Source organism: Methanimicrococcus blatticola (assembly GCF_004363215.1).
Lineage (GTDB): Archaea > Halobacteriota > Methanosarcinia > Methanosarcinales > Methanosarcinaceae > Methanimicrococcus > Methanimicrococcus blatticola.
Genome location: NZ_SNYS01000005.1, coordinates 273953 through 298012, shown reverse-complemented (window position 1 = coordinate 298012; position 24060 = coordinate 273953). Strand labels below are relative to the sequence as shown.

Sequence of the window (24060 nt, the reverse complement as noted above, 5' to 3'; positions counted from 1 at the left end):
ATTATCATTTATTAATCTCATATGGGATAATTTCTATTCGATAATTTCTATTCATTTCTAACATGGGGAAATAAAATGTCTTCCGGAAAACCGATGCGCGGCTCGCGTGAAAATTTAATGGACGAAGATAAGTTCTGGGAAATCATCAATCTTTCAAAAGCGGATGACCCGCAGGATCAATTGGATAATTTGGTCGGGCAGCTTTCTGAAATGACGGTTGATGAGATTTTCGGCTTTGATTATCAGTTGGACAAGCATTTGGAGATGTCTTACAATTCCGATTTATGGGCGGCGGCATACATTGTCTGCGGCGGTTGCTCAGATGACGGTTTTGATTATTTCCGCGCCTGGCTGATTTCAAAAGGGCGTGACGTTTATGAAAACGCGCTTGAAAATCCGGACTCATTAATTGATGTTTTCAGCGAAATCGATGAGTCGGATTTTCCTGAAAATGAAGAAATCCTTTACGCGACACTGGACGCTTATGAAGAAGCAACCGGCAAAGACGATTTCTATGACGTTTTGGAAACCTTTGAAGACAATTTTTCCATCTTGGAAATTGAATTAACTTGGGATGAAGACGATCCGAAAACATTGGAAGCGATTTGCCCGAAATTATTTGAAAGATATTATGAAGACCCCTTCTATTGAAAAAAACGAATCGGCTGAATATGCAAAAAGAGCCGCTTTGTCTTCTGCGCTTCTGGACTGGTATGACCGAAACGGGCGTGATCTGCCATGGCGTGTTCGCGGTGCTCATCCGAATCCGTACATGGTTTGGATTGCCGAAATCATGCTTCAGCAAACGACGGTGAAAACCGTCATTCCTTATTTTTACCGTTTCATGGATAAATTTCCTGACATTCAATCGCTCGCGAATGCTGATATCGAAGATGTTTTGCTGATGTGGCAGGGGCTCGGCTACTACACGCGCGCCCGAAAATTGCATGAATGCGCCAAATATTTGACCGACAATTGCGGCGGCCGTTTTCCCGAAACGTATTCCGAGCTGCTGAAGCTTCCCGGAATCGGCCCGTACACGGCGGCCAGCATTTCATCGCTCGCTTTTGACAAGCGGGAGGCGGTAGTTGACGGCAACGTCATCCGCGTTATTTCCCGCCTTTACGGAATTCAAGAAAGCACCGCCGTCAGTTTACCCGATATTCAAAAGAAGGCGCAGGAGTTAATGTCTGAAAAACGCGCCGCCGATTATACTTCCGCAATTATGGATCTCGGCGCAACGGTTTGTACGCCGAAAAACCCGATTTGCGGCGACTGTCCTTTTGGAACGGACTGTGTTGCGCGCGCGCTCGGGTTGATTGATGAAATTCCGAAGATTGAAAAGCTTCAAAAAATCAACAAATCCGGTAAACTGTTTTGGATTGAAAATGAGAACGGCGCTATTTTTATTCAAAAAAGGTCGGAAAAAGGCTTGCTTCACGGTTTGACGGAATTTCCGTGGGAAGCGGCAGAAGGCAGCAGTGATCAAATTCATAAAATACCTTTCCCGTTTCAAAAAACAGATTGGGTTGACGCAGGAAAAAGTGTCAAGCACGTTTTTACGCACATCAATTTGACGCTTGAAATTTACAAAACTCAAATCAGTCTGGAAGCGATGACCGATCAGGAATTCATGTCTTTTGTAAAAAACGGCCAATTCGTTTTGAAAGACAATTTCAAAGATTATCCGTTTTCAACTTTGATGAAAAAAGTAATTAAAGCGATGGAACCCGATGATTCGCCAAATCAATCCCAAAATAAACAGAAAAATCAACCCAAGAAAACATCAGGTTCTAAACGTTCTCAAAAATCCGTGTCGGTTGTCGTAAAAACACTTTCTCAATTTGATTAATTTTTATTTTGATGATTCTTTTTTTTGGTTTGAAGCCAAACGCATGTTTTGGAAAAATATTAAAACCCCATTCAACCGCCCGCTAATTTTCGATCTTGAATGGAGCGAAGCGGAATGAAAAATCGGAAATTTGCGGATTCGTACTCAGCCGATACAGCAAAAATGAGAAACCGCTTTCCAAAAAAAGCGTAATCTTCTCCTGTGTCTGCTTTGTGGTCTGCGTCTGCAATGCTGTGAGCATTCATGTTGCTGCTGGCAGTGTCTGCTTTGCTGCATGCATCTGCTTTGCTGCGTGTATCTGCTTTGCTGTGTGTATTTGCTTCTTTTTATCACATCCGTTCGCTTACGCGAACGTGCTGCTGCTACCGTACTGTTTCCAATTTCGCCACTCTATCATATCTCGCTGTTACCTTCTTTGTCGCTGTTGCCTGCTCTATTGCTGTTGCCTGCTCTGTTGCTGTTACCTATTCTACTGCCGCCGCCGCTTTCATTGCTGTCGCCGCCGCGTTTCGTCACTGTCGCGCCACTTTTTCCATATCTGAAAAAATCGCTTCGTTTTTTTGAAATTCGGGGAATGAATTTATAAATTAAGTTACAATACTCTTTCAAGTCAGCATTATCTTTTTAAATCGGTATTTTTACGGTGTTATACAAATGATTACAAGTTCTGCGCCCGGCAAGATTTTCTTATTCGGTGAACACGCTGTCGTTTACGGTAAAACGGCAATTGCCTGCGCGATTGATTTGCGTGCACATGTGACTGTTGAAGAAGCACCGACCATTCAAATGAAAGGGCCGGGCGGCAGCATTGACCTCAATCCGCGCAAACATCCCTATATTTATTATGTCGTTGAAAAATTCAAAGGATTAACGGATGTCACCGGCGTTAATATTGACATCCACTCCGATATTCCGGTCGGCTCGGGTCTTGGGTCGTCAGCGGCGGTGACGATTGCGACAATCAAAGCGCTGGATGCTTATTATGAAACAAATTTGACGCTTGAAGACATTGCTGTCATGGGACACCAAGTCGAAACGGAGGTTCAGGGACGCGCCAGCCCGACAGATACATTTGTTTCAACGTTCGGCGGCATGGTTCAAATTCCGGACCGCAAGAAACTCGGCTTTTATGATATGCTTATCGTTATCGGAAACACCGGAAAATTCTCATCGACGCGCAAAATTGTGTCAAACGTGGCGGCACTTCGGGAAAGACACCCGGCAACCATCGGGCAAATAATGGATACCATCAGCACGATTTCAGAAACCGGTATTGATTTTATTCAAGAAGGCGATTTCCATACCGTCGGCGAATTGATGAATATCAATCAGGGATTGCTTGATTCAATCGGTGTCGGCTCAAAAGAGCTTTCCGAATTGGTTTACGCTTCCCGGAAAGCAGGAGCGCTCGGATCAAAAATCACAGGCGCGGGCGGCGGCGGCTGCATGATTGCGCTTTGCGAACACAAAAATCTCTCACGCGTCGCACATGCCATTAAACGCGCCGGCGGCGACTCATTTATTTGCCGAACTTCTAACGCGGGCGTTCGTATCGAATCCAAATAATATTTTTTATTCATTCGTTCAATCAATTACCATTCATCATTACCATTCATCATTACCATTCATCATTACCATTCATTTTCACAGGAAAAAACATGACTTCAAATTCCGACATTACGGTTCTCAAAGTCGGCGGCAGCGCCGTGACAGATAAAAACGCGTCTGAAGGGTCCGCAAAAGCGGATGAAATGGAGCGGATTGCCAAAGAAATCGCCGGTTTTTCCGGCAAATTGGTCATTGTTCACGGTGCCGGTTCTTTCGGGCACGTTTATGCCAAAGAATACGGATTGGATAAAGGTTTTCATAAAGAAGGCTTACTGAAAACACATGATTCCGTTCGTGAACTCAATGAAATGATTGTTCAAAATTTAAGAGCGGAAGGCATTCCGGCGGTTCCGCTCAATCCGCTTTCGTTTTCACTTTGCGAAGACGGGCGCCTGACTTTCCTTTACACCGATCAGATTGCCGAAATGCTCAAACACGATTTGGTTCCGGTGTTGCACGGCGACGTTTGCATGGACACGAAACGCGGCACCTGCATTTTGTCGGGCGACCAATCTTTGCCATACGTCGCGGCAGCGCTTCACGCCAAACGTGTCGGACTCGGCTCGGCAACGGATGGCGTTTTGGATTCAAACGGTCAAACGATTCCGAAAATTACGCCGAAAACTTTTGATTCCGTCAAGCAGCATATCGGCGGCTCGGCAGGAACAGACGTAACAGGCGGCATGCTCGGTAAAGTATCGGAAATTTTGGATCTTGCTGAAAAAACAGGCATCGAGTCTTGTATTTTTAACGCGAATACACCGGGGAGCGTCGCCGCTTATTTGAAGGGCGAAACCGTCGGGACGGTTATTTGTAAGAACGACTGACGGTTGACTGTAAAAACAACTGTTGGTTGATTGTAAGGGTTTACGGTGTTTGACCGTTTCTGATTATCCGAATGATTGAATGATTATTTCATTGTTTATGTTAAATAGGAGGACTAATTATGGCTGAAATTGTAATGGCTGAAAATGTTTTCAAAAAAGGCGTCATTTTGGATCTTGCCGACATGGTTGAATATTCGGTGGGCGGCGTTATCAGTAAACAGGTCATCAAAAATAATTCGGGCAACATTACTCTGTTTTCTTTTGATAAAGGACAGGGGTTGAGCGAACACACGGCACCGTTTGACGCTGTTGTTCAAATATTGGACGGGCAGGCTCAAATCACAATCGGCGGCGAATCCGTTCTGCTTCAAAAAGGGCAAACGATTATTATGCCGGCCAATATTTCGCACGCGCTTCTCGCGGTTGAAAAATTTAAAATGCTGTTGACAATGATCAGAGAATAATTTCTTTTTTCTATTCTCTTTTCTCTTTTCAACATTTTTTTCAAAAATAAGAAAAAAAGGTTCGAATTTTTGACTGTTTGTATGCAGGAACGACAATTATTCCGTCTCTTCTGTGAATTATTTATATACTATTACCGAGTAGGTAATTCAAGAAATCAGTCTTAATAAATGGAAAATTCAATTTAGGAAAATTTTAATCCCGATTTACGGGTGACATCCGGAGTATAAAAATGGAACATGAAACATCACGCAGAAAAATAGAGCATCTGGAACTTTGTGCCCGATGCCATGTTGAATCACGCAAGGTGAGCGCCGGTTTTGAAGATGTGACTTTGGTTCATCGCGCGCTTCCTGAAATTTCTATGCATGATATTGATATGTCCGTCGATTTCTTCGGTAAAAAATTAGCTTTTCCTTTTTTGATTGCATCCATTACGGGCGGACACCCCGAAACGACAAAAATTAACGCGGCGCTTGCAGAAGCTGCCGAAAAAGTCGGCGTCGGTATCGGTGTCGGCAGCCAAAGAGCAGCCATTGACGACCCCAAACAGACAGATTCTTTTAAAATTGTCCGCGAAAAAGCGCCGAACACATTCGTTTACGGAAATATCGGCGCGGCTCAGATTAAAGAATACGGCACCGACGGTGTTAATTCTTTGGTGTCTATGATTGACGCGGACGCGATTGCGATTCATTTAAATTTCTTACAGGAAGCGATTCAGCCCGAAGGCGATATCGATGCAAGCGGCTGCTTGGAAATGATTGAAAAAATCTGCGCCGCAGCCGATGTTCCGGTCATTGCCAAAGAAACCGGCGCGGGCATTTCCCGCGAAGACGCTCTTTTGCTGAAAAAAGCGGGTGTCAGCGCGATAGATGTCGGCGGTGCCGGCGGAACGAGCTGGTCCGGCGTCGAAGTTTACCGTGCCCGTATGGATAAAGATAAACTCGGAGAACATTTGGGCGAACTCTTTTGGGACTTCGGCATTCCGACCGTTTCCAGTTTAATTGAATGTAAAGTCGCGGTTCCGGTCATTGCAACCGGCGGCGTGCGAACGGGCGTTGATATCGCTAAGTCCGTTGCGCTCGGCGCGGCAGCAGCAGGCGCAGCATTGCCTTTTGTCGGTCCGGCGTTTGACGGCACCGACGCGGTCGCTGATGCGCTTCGTTTGATGGAGCAGGAATTGAAAGCCTCCATGTTTTTGACCGGCTGCGCTGACATCAAGGCGCTTTCTCATACGGCGGCAGTCGTTACAGGCAGCACGCGCGATTATTTGACAAGCCGCGGATTCAATGTCGGCGATTACGCCAACAAGGAAATTCTTTAAGTGAAAAACCGATTTCGGTACATTACAGTCATCCCTTATTCGAATTCATAGGAATTCATGTTTTAAAGGAAATCAATCAATTAAAGTTCAATTGAATTTTAATTCAAAATTTATTAAAAAATTAAAAATTAATTAAAAAATAAAAAACATATCAAAATACAAAGGAATCTATAAAAATGGAAGATATAGGAATTGTCGCCGTAGGCGGTTATAATGAAATGGGCCGTAACATGACGGCCGTTGTTGTCGGCGAAGATATTATTATTTTGGATATGGGCATCCGCTTAGACCGTGTCCAGATCCACGAAGACGCGGAAATCGACCGCATGCACTCTCTTGAATTAATCGACATGGGTGCCATTCCGGACGACACAATTATGAGAGACGTGAACGGTACCGTTCGCGCAATCGTTTGTACGCACGGACACTTGGACCACATCGGCGCGATCCCGAAATTGGCGCACCGCTACAACGCTCCGATTATTTCAACACCGTACACCACCGCGCTCATCCGCCAACAGATTGATGAAGAGAAGAAATTCAAAGTCAACAACCCGCTCATCGCGCTCAAAGCCGGCGGCACATATGAAATCACAGAAGATATCAGCGTTGAATTTATCAGCATCCCGCACAGCATTGTTGACAGTGTTATCGCCGTTATTCACACGCCTTACGGCTCTGTGATGTACGCTTGCGACTTTAAACTGGACCGCGCGCCGACACTCGGTGAATCTCCTGACTTCGATGTTCTCAAAAAGATCGGTCAGGACGGTGTCTTGGCAATGATTACCGAAACCACCAACAGTGCCCGTTCCGGTAAAACGCCGTCTGAAACAATCGCCAAAGAAATGCTTCGCGATGTTCTTTTGGGAACCGAAGAATCTCATGTCGGTATGATTGTCACAACTTTTGCTTCTCACATTGCTCGTTTGAATGCGATTATTGAAATCGCTGAAGAAATGGGACGTATTCCGGTTTTCATGGGACGTTCTATGGAAAAATACTTGCTTGCGGCACACGATTTGGGGTACATTACGCTTCCCGACGACGTTGAAATTTACGGTCAGAGAAAAGATGTCGACAAAGCACTCAAAAAGATTATGGAAGACGGCAAGGAAAAGTATTTGCCTGTCGTGACCGGTCACCAGGGAGAACCCGGTTCCATTTTGGTCAGAATTTCCAACGGCGAAACGCCTTTTAAGGTAGAATCCGGTGACCGCATTATCTTCTCGGCCAATATTATTCCGAGTCCGATGACACGCGCCAACCGCTATGCGCTTGAAACCAAATTGAAGATGCGCGGCGCAAGAATTTATGACGACGTTCACGTTTCCGGCCACGCCTACCGTGAAGACCACTGGGAAATGCTCAGAATGGTTCAGCCGACACACGTTATTCCGGCACACGGCGACTTGGCAATGCACAGCGCTTACATTGAAATGGCGGAAGATGCGGGTTACGTTCTTGGTGAAACGGTTCACTTGCTCAGAAACGGGGAGATTCTTTTCCTCGAACCCTAATCTTTTTGATATTATTTTCAATATTTTTTAAAATTTTAAAAATTAAAAGTTAAAATTTAAATTTTTAATATTTTTTATATTTTTGATATTGTTTTGGAGTTTTGTAAATGACTGTTGTTGATGAAATTAAAAAATTATCTGTTCCCGTCGACGAAGCAATTGAAACAATGCTTCCCGTTAAAAAACCCGAGGGGCTTTACGAAGCTTCCCGCCATATCGTGAAAGCCGGCGGCAAAAGGCTCAGACCGGCTGTTTTGCTGGCAAGCGCTGAAGCAGTCGGCGGTGACATCAAAACCGCGGTTCCCGCAGCCGTTGCCGTTGAACTGATGCACACATTTACGTTGGTTCATGACGATATCATGGACAACGATCCCGTTCGCCGCGGTCTTCCGGCCGTTCACACGGTTTGGGGCGAAGCAGGCGGCATCTTGGCCGGAGACACGCTTTATTCCAAAGCAATTGAAATTATTACAGAAGCGGACAGCGAACCCGCCCGTCTTTTGAAAGCGTCCAACATTCTTTCCAAAACATGCGTTGAAGTCTGTGAAGGACAATGGCTTGATATTGACTTTGAAAACCGCGATTCTGTTTCCGCAGAAGAATATTTGGAAATGATTGAAAAGAAAACCGCGATTTTATTCGGTGCTGCCGCCCAAATCGGCGCGATTATCGGCGGTGCGGACAGCAAAGTTGATCAGGCGATGTATGATTTCGGTCGTTTGACCGGCCTCGGTTTCCAAATTTATGATGATGTTTTGGACTTGACAACGCCTGAAGAAGTGCTCGGCAAACGCCAGGGAAGTGACATTTTCGAAGGCAAAAGAACGCTTCTCATGATTCACGCCACTGAAAAGGGTGCCATTCCGCGCGCATTCGGAAAAGGCAGCGGTACAAAAGAAGATATTGAAGAAGCGATTCAGGTTCTTACCGACTCCGGTTCGTTGGCATACGTCAAAGACCTTGCCGTCGGTTTCGTTGAAGAAGGCAAAGCCAAACTCGACGTTTTGCCTGACAGCCCGGCCAAGCAGCTTTTAAAAGACATGGCCGATTATATGCTTTACAGAGATTATTGATTATTGATTAAGGATTCAATTGATGATTCAATCGAATCCCTTTTTTTGTTTTTTTAAAAACATGGGTGGTTTTTGAATATTTGAAAAAGTCTGTGCAGCTCGCGCGGCGGCGTAGCGGCAGACGGCGAACAAACAGCCGAGCAGCAGCAAACATCAAGCAGCAATGCGAACGGCAGGTAATAGCGGTCCGTTCGCGCAAGCGAACGGGTGTGATAAGAAGGAGCGGATGCACGCAGCAAAGCAGATGCACGCAGCAAAGCAGATGCACGCAGCAAAGCAGATGCACGCAGCAAAGCAGATGCACGCAGCAAAGCAGATGCACGCAACAAAGCAGAGCAGGAAGCAACGCTGCAAAGCAGATGCATGCAGCAGAAAAAATACAAAACATAAACTGCCGCTGGAAACATGTATTTTTTGAAAAGCGTTTTTCATTTTTGCTGTATCGGCTGGGTGCGAATCCGCAAATTTCCGATTCTTCACTCAGCTTCGCCTCGTTCAGAATCGAAAATTAGCGGGTGGTTGAATCGGGTTCATTAAACTTAATGAAAACAGAATGGTGTTTTTTCAAAAACAGGCGAATTGTTTAGTCCGTCATCTTATCAACGAAATCAACATCAAACTCCAAATCAAATTCGTCTTCAAAATCATCATTTTCAAATTGATTGTCAATGTCGCGGCGGTATTTGCCGACATCTTCGCCTTTGGATTTCTTGGCGTGATATTGAATGTTTCTGAAAATGCCGCGAAGTGTTTTGGCTTCACACGGCGTTAATTCGGCGCGAGCGAAAATGCGTTTCATCATGAGCGCCATTTTTTCTTTTTTCAACGGATCAAAATCCATGTCGTCTAAAACATCACCGAAGTGGGCGCACATGGCATTGAATTCTTTGAAATCGACGGTTTTGTATTTTCCAGTTAAGTTTGCGCCGGAGAGTTCATAAACCATAATACCAACGGCATGGGATAGATTCATCACCGGATAAATGTGAGACGACGGAATTGTCGCAATCATGGAACAAAAAGAAAGTTCATCGTTTGTAAAGCCGATGTCTTCGCGGCCGAAAAGAATTGCAAACTTCGTGTCGGGGTGAAATTCCTCCATTTTTTCGCGCAAAACGCCGGGTGTCAAAGCAGGCGTTCGAATATGGTCGCATCCTTTCTGCGCGCGCATTCCGGTCGTGCCGATGATGACATCACAACCCGCAACCGCTTCTTCAATGCTTTCACAGATTTTCGCATTCCGAAGCACGTCAATTGCGTGAGATGACATAGCGCGTGCTTCACCTTCTAGCGGGCAGGGGTTGACCAAATAAAGTTCTAAAAATCCGAAATTTTTCATGATTCGGCAAACAGATCCGACATTTCCCTGATAAAGCGGTTCCACTAAGACGATTCGAAGATTCGGGATGAATTTCTCAATACCGCCGATTTCTTCATTTTCTGTCATCATTTCGGTTCCTATCGTCGCTTCATCTTTTTTTGTTTCTATTTCTTTATTCAGTTCTGTCGGGCTGCCGGACATACAGCCAAAACAATGATGATGCTATTTTATTATTTTGTTTCAATCAAGTCAATCTTGTTTGGAGTATGAAATTTTCGTGTCCTTCTCGAAATTTCTTCATTATTGTTCATCAACAAAATATGAATCTGATTCGTCCTTTTCAATATATTCCGCCGAGTTTCGACGAACTTTTGAGTGATAATATTTAAATATAATCGGTACAAAGTGCCTATATCTTCTACCGACTTTGTCGATTCGGGTCATTTTCTTCTTTAAATGGGGGAGGGGTGACTTGGTAGAACATAACAATCGTCTGACTGTTTGTGTTTACGGAATTCTTTTTACCGGGCCGGCAGTTAAACTGAACGCTATCGTTCACTATCATTATTATTGTTTAGTTTGGTTGATGTCGATTCTTATTGTCATCATTAATCATTTTTGAATGGTTAAGGCGGCAACAAACCGGCATCAAAAAGTCATTTGCTTTCAAAAAATAAAATGGAGAATTAATAATGGATTATTTTTCAGGCATTTCCGGCGTTTCGATTACGTTCGTCGTTATGATGACCACTTCCATCCTTGCTATCCTCCTTCTTGTTCTCGGACTTTACTTTAACGTCCGCAAGTGGGGTCAGGGTTCCCTCGCGTGGGGTCTTGATCCGGAAGAGGGTAAACACGGATTTATCGGCAGTATCGTCGTTTTCTTAAAAGCGTATTGGAAACAACTCAGAGCGCATTCTGTTCACCACGGACAGAACATTTTAGTTACATTGGTTTTTGATGTTCTGCTTTTACGCAGAACCGCACGCGCAGACCCGCTCCGCTGGTTTATGCACATGTGTATTTTCATCGGCTGGATGGGCCTCTTTTCACTTTCCGGTTTGATGTTCTCAGTTGAACTTATTCACATGGTCGGCATTCACTTTATCGACCCTGAAATCTTCAGAGAATTCTTGCAGCTTCCGAACCAATTGCTCGGTTACCTGCTTTTCCTCGGTGTGATTATCGCAGTCGCACGCAGACTCTTTATCCCCAAAGTCAGAGAAAACACCAACTCTTACGACGCAATTTTGCTCGTCACATTGGTTGTCGTCATCGTGACCGGTTTTGTCGCTCACGCAGGCAGATACATTGCAATCGGCATCACTGACTTTACAGGATACGACTTCATTTTCTACGATTATCTCATTTGGACGCTCGGCGGTTTATCTCCGTTCTTGACCTATGTTCAGGAAATCGCATTAACCCACAGCGTTCTTGCACTCTTCGTCGGTTTCGCATTCATCCCGTACAGCAAGTACATCCACATGATTACGGCACCGCTTACAATGATCGTTAACAAAGGAGGCGAACATTAATGGCAAGAAGAGAACCGTCACTTAAGATGACACGTTTAACCGCTGTCCAGCTCATGGAACTTGACGGCTGTATGCGCTGCGGTGAGTGTGCCGAATGGTGTCCGACCTACGAAGGTTCCGGATTCAAACCTGGTCTTTCCCCGCGCGACAAAGTCTACCGCTGGAAGCGCTTCGTTGACAAATCCTACGGTCTTCGGGCAACCCTTTTCGGTCCCAAAGAAATTCCGGAAGAAGAATTTGTTGAATTCAAAGACGATGTTCACGGCTGTACAACCTGCGGTATTTGCGCAACGGTTTGTGAAGCCGGTATCAACACTGTCGAACTCTGGGAAGCCATGCGCGCAAACCTTGTGATGAGAGGCACAGGACCGTACGGCAAACAGGGCACAATGCCCAAAATCATCAGCGAAACTTTCAACTCTTACAATGAGCCGAAAGAAAACCGCTTGAGCTGGATTCCCGATGATGTTAAAATCGCTGACAAAGCAGACATTCTCTACTTCATGGGCTGTACAGCCGGTATGAAGCAGACAAATCTCGCCGTTTCAACAGCACGTGTTTTAAACAAACTCGGTGTTGAATTCTGTACACTCGGCGAAGAAGAAGCCTGCTGCGGTTCCGTTTTGATCAGAACCGGTCAGTACTTTAAAGAAGACAATCTCCCGAAGAGACTTGCACAGTCCAATGTTGAGAAAATTAAAGCAAAGGGCGCAAAAATCGTTCTTTACGCTTGCTCCGGCTGTTTCAGAGCCTCTCTCGTTGACTGGCCCAGACTTCTCGGCGAAGAAACTCCCTTTAAAGTGATGCACGTTTCCCAATTCCTTGCAGAAAAGATTGAAGCAGGCGAAGTTAAATGGGAGCAGAAGCCCTACGGTGAAGATAAGATTGTCACCTACCACGACCCGTGCCACCTCGGCCGCCACGTCGGTGTTTATGAAGAGCCCAGAAAAGTTCTTCAGAGCATGCCCGGCATGGAATATGCTGAAATGGACCGCAACAGATCTTATCAGAGATGCTGTGGTGCCGGCGGCGGTGTCAAAGCAGGTATGCCCGAACTCGCGCTTTCTATCGCGAAAGCACGTGTCGGCGATGCAATGGAAGTTCTCTACCCTGAAGGCGAACAAAAAACACAAACCAACGTTTTCGCTCAGGCCTGCCCGTTCTGTAAGAGAAACCTCTCTGACGGACGCGACGCCCTTTTGGCCGAAGAAAACCCGCGTGCTGACATTATCATTGAAGATATTGTTGAAATCAGTGCCCGCGCACTCGGTTTGAGTAACGTTAAAGATTAAATCTATTGAATTAATCTAATCTATTGATTCAATTTTGTGAAACGGTTTAAAAACCGTTTTACTCTTTCTTTTTTAGTAAATTGAATAGCTTTTGCTGTCGCATCCGGATTCATTTATTTTATGTTAACAAAAACTGCAAATGTTATAAACATATTATCTAAAAATGCATATTTTCTATTGTAATTATGTATTATCTCTTCTATACGAATTTATATTCAGACTAATATAAATATCTGTAAAATTATTATTTAATTGGATAATTCATTGGATAAAATTACTCCTCACATTTCTGCAGGCGGAGTCAGTGGGTCTCCAATATTTGTGATTAGAAGTGATGGAAAAGCTTACTTGGTAGGAATTCTTCATGGTGGAACTGGTGAATTCAATGAAGATGGTTTCACTCTTTTTACACCAAATGGAGCTGTAATGGATAAACTTGGGGTTACTCCACTTATGTTATAATATTATTCAAAAAGTTAAAATTTTGTGACTTTATTAGTCATAAAATTTAAACTTTTTTATTTATTGCAATTAAATCATATTCATTCTTATAATGCAAATTGGGGTGGTAAAATATGCAAAAAAAATTAAACTTATTTTTTATGATAATAATTATTACAACATCGTTTTTTGCAGGTTGCTTAACGAATGAACAAAATTCGGAAGAAGAACAAGAAAATCCATCCAGATTATATAGGTGGGTTCAAGTTGTAGGTCCGACAGCATCTATGAGATTTGGTCTCACGGAAGATACTGCAATAGAATATTGGACATATGAAGAAAAACCTAAAGGAATCGTATTTTGTGAAGATTTATACGCAGTTGTACCGGAATCAACAGACTATGTGACAACTGTCGGTTCGCATCAATGGGAATTTTATGGCCGAAAAAATGGGACGGTTGAAGTAGATTTTAAGCTTCTGAGTTTGTCGGATAATTCTATCAAAGAACAATTTGTTGCTCAATTGGATGTTGATGAAAATGATAACGATGTGAAAATAATTTCAGTTCATCAGTTGAAAGCTCCTGATACTCCTTTAGAAACAGAATTAACAATTAAAGAAAACAAAACTATTGATATTATGTTTCAAGAGTATTCCAATCCGAATAATAAATGGGTAGTAGAAGAAGGAGCGCCGCCATCGGGGTACACTCCTGAAGGAATACTGAAAATGGTAGGCGAAGAAATCAACTCTTCACAAAATAGTGATCTTAATATTCATAAATGGGAATTTGAAGGGGAAAAAACAGGTTATGTGAGATTAATTTATAAGGCGGAAGCATCTGATGGGACGAGAGCTGATGAAGTAATTTATGATCTATATGTAAACGAAGACATGACCGTTGAACTTGCTTGGGCCAGATATAATCTATACATATATGATGTAAATTTAAACTCTTGAAGACTATACAATAATCTCTGTTCGGTCATGTTTTATTTAATTGAACTGAAACAAATGACTTAACTTTGAATGTGTATGAACGAAGAATGCTTCATTTATTTTTTGAATTCGGGAGAATAGAATAAGAAAGAAGAATTATTTTTTCAATTCTTCTTTGACGGAATTTTTAACATCCTTTTTTGTATCATCAATTTTTTTGTCAACCGCGTTGTCAACCTTTCTTTCAGCTTTGTATTTTGCGCTGCTTACTTCACGGTCAACTTTCTGGTCAATTTTCTTTTCAAGTTTATCGAATAAGCCCATGTTTGATTCACCGAATGTCTAAACATTCTAAAGTTATTTGAGTCTTCTGTTGTTAGCGAATGGGGATATTTTTCTTAAAAAAGACGCAGAGGCGGTATATGGTCTGAAACAATTTGATGATGACTTCAGAAGAAGTTGAAAAAAGATAAAAATAATAACGAGGATAAAATGAAAATCAAAAATGAAGAAATTTAAAAAAAAGGAATAAAAAGACAATTATGAATTGTCTTTGTTATATTCCTGAATTGATTTGATTGTCATTTCTTTTTCTTTTGCCGCCATGATCGCTTTTCCTGAAATCTTGGCGCTTTGAAGCGTTGTGATGTACGGGACACCGTAATCAACGGCTGAGCGGCGGATTCTGGAGCCGTCACGGCGCGCTTTTGTTTTCTCGGTCGGCGTGTTGATGACCAAACTGACTTCATTCTTTCTGACGCGGTCAATGACGTTGGGCGTGCCTTCATGGACTTTTAAAACGATGTCCATTGAAATGCCGTTCTTTTCCATGAATTCGGCGGTTCCTTTGGTTCCAAGCATTTTCAAACCGGCCGCGGTCATTTCTTTGGCCACTTCAAGCATTTCTTCTTTGTCTTTGTCGCGAATGGACATAAAGACGGTTCCTTCAAGCGGTAAAGTATTGTCTGCCGCCATTTCTGCTTTGTAGAATGCCAAATCGTAGCTGTAGTCAATACCCATGACTTCACCCGTACTCTTCATTTCAGGGCTTAAAAGCGGGTCTGCGCCGGGCAACTTGTCAAAGGGAAGGATTACCTCTTTGACAGCCACATGTTTGATTTGCGGCTCTTTTTCGGCGATATAGCCCTGATCTTTCAAAGACTTGCCGATCATAACTTTTGCGGCGATTTTTGCCAGCGGAATGCCGATGGCTTTGGAGACGAACGGAACGGTTCGGCTGGAGCGCGGATTGGCTTCCAAAACGAACACTTTGCCGTTCTGCTCGGCCATTTGGATGTTAACCATACCTTTGACGTTCAAAGCAAGCGCAATCTTTCTGGTGTAGTCTCTGACGATTTCTAAGATCTCTTCGGACAAAGTCTGCGGGGGAATCACACAAGCAGAATCGCCTGAGTGAATGCCTGCTTCTTCAATGTGTTCCATAATTGCGCCGATGAAAACATCTTTTCCGTCACAAACGGCATCAACATCAATTTCGCGGGCGCCTTCCAAGAAGTCGTCAATTAAAATCGGGTGGTCATGGGTCACGCGTACTGCTTCTTTGATGTATTTTTCAAGTTCGTCGCGGTCATAAACAATTTCCATTGCGCGGCCGCCGAGAACATATGACGGGCGAACCAAAACCGGATATCCGATTTTTTCGGCGATTTCAAAGGCTTGGCTTTCGGAGGTTGCATATCCGGCTTCCGGCTGTAAAATGCCGAGATCACTCATTAAAACATTGAATCTTTCACGGTCTTCGGCCATATCCATATTTTCAGGCGTTGTTCCCAAAATTTTGGTGTTTAAGCCGCGTCTTTTAATTTCCTGTTCCAAAGGCATTGCAAGGTTGACGGATGTTTGACCGCCGAACTGAATCAACACGCCGGAAGGATTCTCTTTTTCAATAACGTTCATGACATCTTCTAAAGTGACCGGCTCAAAGAAGAGTTTGTCAGATGTGTCATAGTCTGTTGAAACCGTTTCAGGGTTGTTGTTGATGATATGCGTTTCAATGCCTTCTTCGCGGAGCGCTTTGACGGCGTGAACGGTACAGTAGTCGAATTCAATGCCCTGGCCGATACGAATCGGACCTGCGCCGAGAATTAAAATCTTGTCTTTGTCATTGACTTTAGACAAGTTTTCAACGCCGTATTCTGTGTAATAATACGGTGTAAATGATTCAAGTGCTTCGGCACAGGAATCAACCATGCGGTAAGAGGCATTCATGTTTTCTTTGAGACGCATGTCTGTGATTTCAGAACGGCTTTTGCCGGTGAGTTCGCTGATTCTTTCATCCGTGAAACCGAGCTTTTTAGCTTCAAACAATATTTCTTTTGTCAGCTTCTCTTCTTTTAATGTGTTTTCAAAGAGCACAAAGTTGCTGATTTTTTCAATGAAATACGGGTTAATTTTTGTCCAGTCTGATATCGTTTTGACAGAGTATCCTTTTTTCAGCGCGTAAATGATGACGAAAATGCGTTCATCGGTCGGAACTCTCAGAAGGTTTTCTATTTCTTCATCTGTCCAGGAATATTCGTCAATATGTTTGCCGACATCAAGGCCGCGAATCGCTTTTTGAAGTGTGTCTTCAACACAACCGCCGATGGCCATTACTTCTCCGGTGCTTTTCATTGCGGTTGTCAATGTGCGGTCTGCCGATGTAAATTTATCAAAAGGCCAGCGAGCAACTTTTGTGACAACATAGTTAACGGTCGGCTCCCAATTGTCGGATCCGACTTCAACACCTTTGACAATTTCATCAAGTGTTTTGCCGATCGCAATTTTTGCGGTTGCGCGGGCAATCGGAAATCCGGTTGCTTTAGATGCCAAAGCGGAAGATCTGGAAACACGCGGATTGACTTCAATAATTCTGTAATCGCTGTTTTCGGGGTTGTAAGCCAATTGAATGTTACAGCCGCCCTCAATATTGAGCGCTCTTAAAATTCGCATAGATGCTTCACGAAGCATTTTGACATCTTCTTTGGGCATCGTTAAAATCGGGGCGACAACCATTGATTCACCGGTGTGGATTCCCATCGGATCAATGTTTTCCATTGTACAGATGACAATGCAGGTATCGTTTTTATCGCGCATCACTTCAAATTCAATTTCTTCCCATCCGAGAACGCTTTCTTCAATTAAAAGCTGGTGAATACGGCTTTTCTTAAATCCCTTTTCGGCAATTTCATAGAGTTCTTCACGAGTGTGGGCGATGCCGCCGCCTGCGCCGCCAAGGGTGTATGCCGGTCGAACAATTAATGGAAGGCCGAATTCTTTAATTGTTTCTTCGACTTCTTCCATTGTTGTCACAGCTTTGCTGCGCGGGACGCGTTCGCCGATACTCATCATAAGTTCTTTGAAAAGTTCGCGGTCTTCGGTGTTTTTGATTGATTCAACTTGCGTTCCGAGAAGTTTCACGCCGTATTTTTCAAGAATTCCTTTTTCGGCGAGTTCGGTTGTCATATTCAAACCGGTCTGACCGCCAATGCCTGCAATAATACTGTCCGGTTTCTCTTTTGCGATGATTTTTTCCAATATTTCAGCATTAATCGGCTCAACATACACGACATCCGCTGTTTCGGGATCTGTCATGATTGTTGCCGGGTTTGAATTGACTAAAACGACTTCGAGTCCTTCTTCTTTCAGGGCGCGGCATGCCTGGGTTCCCGAGAAGTCGAATTCTGCTGCCTGGCCGATTACAATCGGGCCGGATCCAATTAATAATACTCTTTTTACGTCATTTCGTTTCGGCATTTGTGTCACCAATTTAGTTGATAAATATTAAACGGATTTTTGCTGCTGCATTTTTCTAGCACCTTAACTGCTGATGAATTTGAATGATATGTCATCTCTTCCAAAGTTAAACAACAGGTTGGGAATAAGCGGGTAAAAAATGAAAATAAATCGAAGAAAAAGAGAGTGCCAAAAAAAGAAACAAAAGCAGAAAATGAGAATAATGAAATAAAAGTCGATAATGTCAAAAACGTTTTATGAAAAACAGGTGTTTCCAACGCTTTTTTATGAATTAAAAAAAGCATTTTGTGTTTTTTCGATACTTTCCCCTCAAATGAATCAGGCATCGTCAAACACGGCGGTTTGATGGGATACCCGTAACCGATTTCCTTATCAGTATTTATCTTACGGGTCATAGCTCTTGTCAATCTCGTTTCTTTTGATTTTTTAAGACTTCACAGCAAAAATGTGTCAAAATAAGTCTCTAAAACTTGATTGAATATCGTTCCAATATATAACTTCTGTGATTGAAAATGTCATGATTGTCTGTGAAAATGAATCGTTTATTTCTAAAAGGAATACAGTCGGATTTTCAAAATTATGCCGGAATATTAAAAAAGATGAATTATTAAAGAAAAAAAGATTAAGATTATAATTCTTATTTTTCTGTCATCCGTTTCTTCTTCAGTTCGATTGATGATTTCTTATTCTTTCTTCTATAAAAATACATAGAGAACGAATCGACCGCAAAAGGTATATACGATATTGTTATTGTCAGTAATATCGGTTTTTCAGGCAGAAACTTTCTGCTGAAAACTTTTTTTAATTCAGTTTTTCGTTTTTTAAAAGAACTGAACCGGAATAGAAGTCAGAAAAGGATAATTCGCCACAAATCATCCTTTTCTCTTTTCACACATTTCTTCCAATTCAAAGATTTTTCGAGTCCGGTTGAGTTAATGAGTGTTAATAACCCAACGCTGACAAATCCTACTATGCTTCAATCAGATATATACTTATCGCAAAATCTAGCCAAAAATAGCAAAAATCTTTCAAATTGCTATCTTTTCAAACTTGTCTTTTTTGAAATATATTAAATCATATCATTTTGCAACAAAAATGCATCAAAATTTATTATTTCTCTTCTATCTCTCATTCTTGGGCTCATCTGGCTGTGTTTTTGTTTCTAGCATGGCTTGTCGGGTCAAATATAGCAAATGTCTTCAAAAATCTATTTTTTTGCTATATTTCGGCTAGTCTTTTGTTTTGATGCACTTCTTAATTGTCTCATCTGTCGTTGATTTTCTTTGCTGTCCTATGTGCTATCTCTTGCTATCTTCAATTTCAATCCATTTGATACACTTTTGGATTCCAAAAACTGATTTCATATTTTTGTATATTTCTAATCTCTCTTCGTTCTATTCTCAACTTCAAACGTTTATAGAACAATATAGAAAAATCTATTACAAACCGGTTCGAATTCTATCTGTTAAATATGCGTCTATCAAATGCTTCCATTTTTGTTGCATTTTGCATTATTTTGATATTCAGCTATATTTTGACGAAATTTCGGGTTTCATGCAAATAACAATTAAATATAAAGATGTAGTATTTTGATAGACTCAGATACAACGGATTTGTAATTATGACTGATACTCCCAATTCAAACGACAACGGTAAACTTGATGAATCAAATGCTACCGAAAAAAACGCCAAATCTGATGATAGCACGAAATCAGATGACAAAAAACAATTGAATGTCCGGATATCTACAGATCTCTATAATAAATTGGATTCTATCAACGAACCCAAAGGCGTCGTCGTTACAAAAGCTCTTGAAAAATATTTGGAAGAAGACAGCAATGATGTCGTTTCTCAAGAATATGTCTCTGCACTTTTAAAACAGCTGGAAATCAAGGACAGTCAAATCAATGCATTGAACCGTCAGCTGGAAACAAAAGACGAACAGATTATGGAACGCGATAACACGACAAAAATGCATATCGCACAAGTTCAAACACTTATCAATCAGGTTGAAAAAAAGACACTTGAGCTGGAAGATGCTACAAAGAAGAAATGGTACCAGTTTTGGTAAATTTTCTTCTGATTCTTATTAATTCATTTTCATTTTTCTATTTTTTTGATATATGTCCTATTGGTATTATTTTTTGCTATCATTTTTTGCTATCATTTTTTGTTGTCTGTTGATCTAATTCTTATTTCTTCTCGGCTCTCCTCTCTGTTTTGATTTGCCGGCATAGTTCTTTTTGAATAAATCTTATAAAAAATGAACGAAGTAAAATTAGAAAAAGACGAATTATAACTTAAATTTAAAAGACAAAATAAATTTAAAAAAGTAAAGATTTCAAAATGATTTTCATCATTTTGTTATCTTATCAATTTTCTCTTTTAACATTGCGCTGACTTCTTTGCCTTCAATCTTGCCGCGGTATTTTTCCATGACGATTCCCATGAGGGGACCGACTGCCGCCGGGCCTTTTTCGGCAACGAAGTCTTTCTTTTCAGCAACAATGCTGTCAATATATTCCTCGATTTCTTTTCTGTCAACCGCGCCGATGCCGAGCTGTTCGGCAACTTCGGCGATGCAGCATTTTGAATCCTTGCAGATAATTACCAAGATGTTGCGGGATGCATCCTTCGGGAGTGAGCCGTCTGCAATTAAATCAAACATTTCTTCAAACTTGGAATCGGTGATTGAATCAATATCTAAGCCTTCTCTTTTCAGCTCCGGTAAAACGCCGGTAAATGTTCTGGCAAGCAAAGTCGGTGTGACGGATTCGTTTCCTTTGTATTTATCAGCTAGTTTTTCAAAAAGCTGCATATGTTTGGAAAAAGCAACCATTTCCGAAAATTCTTTGTTAATGCCGTATTCTTTCCCGTAACGTTCAGCTTTGGAAATCAAAAGCTCGGGAACCGTTAAATCAATGTATTCCTGACGGTTGATTGTAAAGGTTGGCAAATCAGTTTCCGGATACATTCTGGCGGCTCCCGGGAGTGGTCTCATGTATGAATTATTGCCGTCCGGAAGCGCATAGCGCGTTTCTTGTGGAATTGTAATTAAAACCTGCTCCGCTCTGTCAAGAACCGATTCCATGGCTCTTTTAACAATTTCCGAGCGGCCCGAAATCATAATCACAGCATCGTCCTGATCTGCGCCAACTGCTTTTCTAAGGTTTTCAACTTCTTCGGCAGTGATGCCGTAATTCGGCAATTCGTCCGTGTGAAACAAACCGGAAACACCAACCGCTTTGGCTTTTTCGGATAGTTCTGTTCCGAGTCTTCTGCCGGGCTGGACTTCTCTGCCGATATAGCCGTCAAATCCTTTTAAGCGGATGGCCAAAATCTTTCTGTTTTTAGCGCTGTTGATGATGACTTTAGATTTTGTTTCTGCAAAAATATCTGTCACATCATAAAGCGTTGTATCAACGGATGCGCCTTTTGCGTTCAATTCATCTTTAATTTCGGCGAGTGCCAGCTGTCTGAAAATTTCACGCTTGATGATTTCGCCAATCATTGATAAAGCCTGAACGCCTTTCATTTCAACACGCGTCCCGTTTTTAATTGAAACATTCACATCCTGGCGGATTGTTCCGATGCCGCGTTTCACACCAAGTGTTGAACGGAGGGACATGCCGATGTAGGATGCCACTTCATACGCCTGCTCCGGCGTTCTGATATCCGGCTCGGTTGCAATTTCAATCAGCGGAATGCCGAGGCGGTCTAATGAAAACATAACGTATTCATCGGTTTCTTCCATCTTCGGCGCAGATTCTTCTTCCAGACATAAACTGGCAATGCGGCATTTTCCGGATTCCGTTTCAATCCAACCGTTGCCGGCAATGAAAGTTGTTCTCTGAAAACCGCCGGGGCCTGATCCGTCAGCAATAATTTTTCTCATCACATGCGCGCGGTCTACGGGAATTGTATGAAGCAGTTTTGACACTTCCAGTGTCGTTTTTAAAGCTTCGGGGCTGACCGGCGCCGGTCCTGCCTCATCAATGTCGCCGAGACAAGTTGTGTCAAAAACTTTGTATCTGTTTTGACGGTTGGCCTGTGTCTGTTCGACAACGGCGCGGTCCATCATACCCAAATTATTGGCTTTCGGGCGCAAGTATCTTCTGATTTCATGTGTCGATTCTTCAGGCTCCCTGTAAATATTCGGGCAGCGGCAGTGAAGTTTTGTCGGTGAATCCACCTGCTGGTGAATTTCTAAACCGACCATCAAGCCGAGTGCTTCATAATCGTAATCAGGAATCGTTTTAGCTTCATGACTCATTTTAAATATCCTTGCTTAGTTTTATTTGATATTAATTGAAAATTCGAAAAATAAAATTGAAAAACAATACTCATTGATTGATGAATCCAACGGGTTAATAAATTTTCCCATTGATTATGCTTAAAAAGTTATATTTTTTGATTTCGTTCGCAGTTCTTTTACTGTCTTTCTCTGCCTTCCGTTTTTTAGCCATTTTTTGTTTTTTAAAATTCAAATTTATACTGATTTTTTGTTAAAAACTCGAAATATGGAAAAAATAAATGTAAAAAATGTATCTTAAAAGAGAATAAAAAGAGAGTAAAAGATCGTAAGGGACGTTAAAACGGAATGAAAAAGAAAAATAGATTGAAAGCCGAATCAAGCTTCCAATTCTTTCATAAATCTTTCAAATGATTTTTCAATCATTGATTGCGATCCGTCGTATTCAATTACATTCAAATTGAACCTGCTTGCGAAATCATCCACAATCCCGTCAAATTCATTTTCATACGGCAATCCGGTTTTCACCTTTCCGACATTTTTATAATTGGAATACTCAAAAACCATTTTCAGCATTTCATCATCATTCGGATCGGGCGTAAGCGCACTGGCATATGCAATCTCTCTCCAGTGAGCGGCTTGCATTGGGGTCAGGAAGTAAGTTCCCTGGCGACCGTCGGTTCGAAGGATACTCAGATATTTTTTTCGGCTGCCGAGTGAAATACAAATGCAGTCGTCACCCATGTCGCCGTCTTCATCGCGCAGAATACGGACCGGACAATCCGGACGGCTGAGATCTCCTTCAATGGAGCCGAGAACGTTGCCGCAAAGACCGTAAAAAACCATGATGCCGTCAGTGATTTCTTGAAGAGGTTTGATTTTTTCATAAACAGTGTCTTTAATTTCAGAGGGGCGTGCTTCCATCGAAAATTCAATCAATCGCAGGAGGATTGTATTTTGTGAATCTGTCGGCTCTTTGAGTTTTTCTTCAATTCGGTTGTTTTGAATTTTTTCATAAATGACATTGTCTGAATTGAATTTTTTTTCAATCGTATCGGTAAATTCAGTTTCAATCAAAAACAAACGTACTTTTTTTTCTTGCTGCTCTTTTTTCATCAAATGCGTCAATTCATCTTCAAAAATCCGGCAGGAAACAATTGCAATGGTTGTCATGGTTTTCCTCTTGCTCGCTTTTATAAATCCCGATTGTCTTTTTTATACTTAAAAATAGATTCTATGCCAAGTCTTTTTCTATAACTTAAAAATGGTTTCTTCTCTATATGATACAATTGGATATTGAATTTACGAGGATATGGGAAATAATTACGCCCATATGAAATTCATTTTTTAAATTTTATTCTGACGGACGCTTAATTATCCCGACGGAACGCTTAATTATCTTTAATGAAATTTATTTATCAACTCTATTGAATTAATTATTGATTGATCGATTAATTGATCGATTCACTTCAAAAAATAAATAAAATTAAAAATGGAAAAACACATAACTTATAATGAAAACGTTAATCGGGTGGTCAAATGACATTTGAAGAAACAAAAGAAAAAGTCCGTCAATATGCTGAAAAATATGCTGCTAAAAAAGGTTACCGTCTGAATCCGAATCCGGAAGAATTGGATTTGGTTTATGAAGGTTTGGCAAAACGCCGTGAACAATACGGTGCCCAATATTGCCCGTGCCGCATCGTTCTTGGTGATAAAGAAGAAGACCGCAAAATCATTTGTCCCTGTATCTATCATGCTGACGAAATTGAACAGGACGGAATGTGTCATTGCGCTTTATTCTTTAAAGCCGAATGATTTTAATTAATTCTACAGGGTGAGTCTAATTC

The 24060-nt window shown here is 41.9% G+C and carries 22 protein-coding genes; 15 read left to right on the top strand and 7 right to left on the bottom strand.

From position 1 onward, the window contains the following. The first annotated feature begins 75 nt into the window (after positions 1-75). The 9 genes from C7391_RS01415 to C7391_RS01375 all read left to right on the top strand — a co-directional run bounded on the left by C7391_RS01415 (position 76) and on the right by C7391_RS01375 (position 8669). Positions 76-651, top strand: coding sequence for a DUF4240 domain-containing protein (locus tag C7391_RS01415; protein WP_133516751.1), 576 nt, complete (start codon positions 76-78; stop codon positions 649-651). Further along, on the top strand, positions 632-1852 hold the full coding sequence (mutY, locus tag C7391_RS01410; RefSeq protein WP_166627350.1) for an A/G-specific adenine glycosylase: 1221 nt from the start codon (positions 632-634) through the stop codon (positions 1850-1852). Before C7391_RS01415 ends, mutY begins: the two co-directional genes overlap by 20 nt. A 243-nt stretch (positions 1853-2095) precedes the next feature. Continuing rightward, positions 2096-2416, top strand: coding sequence for a hypothetical protein (locus tag C7391_RS01405; protein ID WP_133516749.1), 321 nt, complete (start codon positions 2096-2098; stop codon positions 2414-2416). Positions 2417-2506: 90 nt separating this feature from the next. Beyond that, positions 2507-3418: a mevalonate kinase gene (locus tag C7391_RS01400; protein WP_133516748.1), complete on the top strand. Its 912-nt coding sequence runs from the start codon at positions 2507-2509 to the stop codon at positions 3416-3418. A gap of 92 nt (positions 3419-3510) precedes the next feature. Further along, positions 3511-4287, top strand: a complete 777-nt coding sequence (locus C7391_RS01395; RefSeq protein ID WP_133516747.1) for an isopentenyl phosphate kinase — start codon at positions 3511-3513, stop codon at positions 4285-4287. A gap of 119 nt (positions 4288-4406) precedes the next feature. Beyond that, the gene (locus C7391_RS01390) at positions 4407-4751 is read left to right on the top strand and encodes a cupin domain-containing protein (protein ID WP_223610943.1); all 345 of its coding nucleotides are present in this window, start codon (positions 4407-4409) and stop codon (positions 4749-4751) included. Between the two features lie 230 nt (positions 4752-4981). After that, positions 4982-6076, top strand: coding sequence for a type 2 isopentenyl-diphosphate Delta-isomerase (fni, locus tag C7391_RS01385; protein ID WP_133516746.1), 1095 nt, complete (start codon positions 4982-4984; stop codon positions 6074-6076). Between the two features lie 176 nt (positions 6077-6252). Continuing rightward, positions 6253-7596 carry an RNase J family beta-CASP ribonuclease gene (locus tag C7391_RS01380; protein ID WP_133516745.1) on the top strand — a complete coding sequence of 448 codons (1344 nt, stop codon included), beginning with the start codon at positions 6253-6255 and terminating at the stop codon, positions 7594-7596. 107 nt (positions 7597-7703) lie between these two features. Next, positions 7704-8669, top strand: a complete 966-nt coding sequence (locus C7391_RS01375; protein WP_133516744.1) for a polyprenyl synthetase family protein — start codon at positions 7704-7706, stop codon at positions 8667-8669. A 53-nt stretch (positions 8670-8722) separates the two neighbouring features. Here the strand turns inward: C7391_RS01375 and C7391_RS01370 are convergent, their stop codons facing one another. Next, the gene (locus C7391_RS01370) at positions 8723-9034 is read right to left on the bottom strand and encodes a hypothetical protein (protein ID WP_133516743.1); all 312 of its coding nucleotides are present in this window, start codon (positions 9032-9034) and stop codon (positions 8723-8725) included. A 218-nt stretch (positions 9035-9252) separates the two neighbouring features. Then, positions 9253-10191: an RNA methyltransferase gene (locus C7391_RS01365; protein WP_223610941.1), complete on the bottom strand. Its 939-nt coding sequence runs from the start codon at positions 10189-10191 to the stop codon at positions 9253-9255. Between the two features lie 491 nt (positions 10192-10682). Between C7391_RS01365 and C7391_RS01360 the strand changes: the two genes are divergently transcribed. From C7391_RS01360 to C7391_RS01345, 4 genes are all read left to right on the top strand, one after another. Next, positions 10683-11528 carry a respiratory nitrate reductase subunit gamma gene (locus tag C7391_RS01360; protein WP_133516742.1) on the top strand — a complete coding sequence of 282 codons (846 nt, stop codon included), beginning with the start codon at positions 10683-10685 and terminating at the stop codon, positions 11526-11528. After that, positions 11528-12820, top strand: coding sequence for a (Fe-S)-binding protein (locus C7391_RS01355; RefSeq protein ID WP_133516741.1), 1293 nt, complete (start codon positions 11528-11530; stop codon positions 12818-12820). The genes C7391_RS01360 and C7391_RS01355 overlap by 1 nt, the downstream gene beginning before the upstream one ends. 264 nt (positions 12821-13084) lie before the next feature. Beyond that, positions 13085-13282 (top strand): hypothetical protein, encoded by a 198-nt coding sequence (locus tag C7391_RS01350; RefSeq protein ID WP_133516740.1) that lies wholly within the window; start codon positions 13085-13087, stop codon positions 13280-13282. Between the two features lie 113 nt (positions 13283-13395). Beyond that, complete coding sequence (locus C7391_RS01345) at positions 13396-14223, top strand: hypothetical protein (RefSeq protein ID WP_133516739.1); 828 nt, start codon at positions 13396-13398, stop codon at positions 14221-14223. 135 nt (positions 14224-14358) lie between these two features. Here the strand turns inward: C7391_RS01345 and C7391_RS08200 are convergent, their stop codons facing one another. The 3 genes from C7391_RS08200 to C7391_RS01335 form a co-directional block, all read right to left on the bottom strand. After that, complete coding sequence (locus C7391_RS08200) at positions 14359-14526, bottom strand: hypothetical protein (protein ID WP_166627349.1); 168 nt, start codon at positions 14524-14526, stop codon at positions 14359-14361. A gap of 216 nt (positions 14527-14742) precedes the next feature. Further along, positions 14743-17958, bottom strand: a complete 3216-nt coding sequence (gene carB, locus C7391_RS01340; protein ID WP_133516738.1) for a carbamoyl-phosphate synthase large subunit — start codon at positions 17956-17958, stop codon at positions 14743-14745. Between the two features lie 5 nt (positions 17959-17963). After that, positions 17964-18365, bottom strand: coding sequence for a hypothetical protein (locus tag C7391_RS01335; RefSeq protein ID WP_133516737.1), 402 nt, complete (start codon positions 18363-18365; stop codon positions 17964-17966). A gap of 1214 nt (positions 18366-19579) precedes the next feature. Here C7391_RS01335 and C7391_RS01330 point away from each other — a divergent pair. Further along, on the top strand, positions 19580-20029 hold the full coding sequence (locus C7391_RS01330) for a hypothetical protein (protein ID WP_133516736.1): 450 nt from the start codon (positions 19580-19582) through the stop codon (positions 20027-20029). 285 nt (positions 20030-20314) lie between these two features. Here the strand turns inward: C7391_RS01330 and gatE are convergent, their stop codons facing one another. Then, positions 20315-22231, bottom strand: a complete 1917-nt coding sequence (gene gatE / locus C7391_RS01325) for a Glu-tRNA(Gln) amidotransferase subunit GatE (RefSeq protein WP_223610940.1) — start codon at positions 22229-22231, stop codon at positions 20315-20317. 357 nt (positions 22232-22588) lie between these two features. Next, positions 22589-23383: a DUF1638 domain-containing protein gene (locus C7391_RS01320; protein WP_133516735.1), complete on the bottom strand. Its 795-nt coding sequence runs from the start codon at positions 23381-23383 to the stop codon at positions 22589-22591. 366 nt (positions 23384-23749) lie between these two features. On the opposite strand from C7391_RS01320, the gene C7391_RS01315 reads away from it, so the two are divergent. After that, the gene (locus C7391_RS01315) at positions 23750-24028 is read left to right on the top strand and encodes a ferredoxin-thioredoxin reductase catalytic domain-containing protein (RefSeq protein WP_133516734.1); all 279 of its coding nucleotides are present in this window, start codon (positions 23750-23752) and stop codon (positions 24026-24028) included. Positions 24029-24060: the final 32 nt, after the last annotated feature.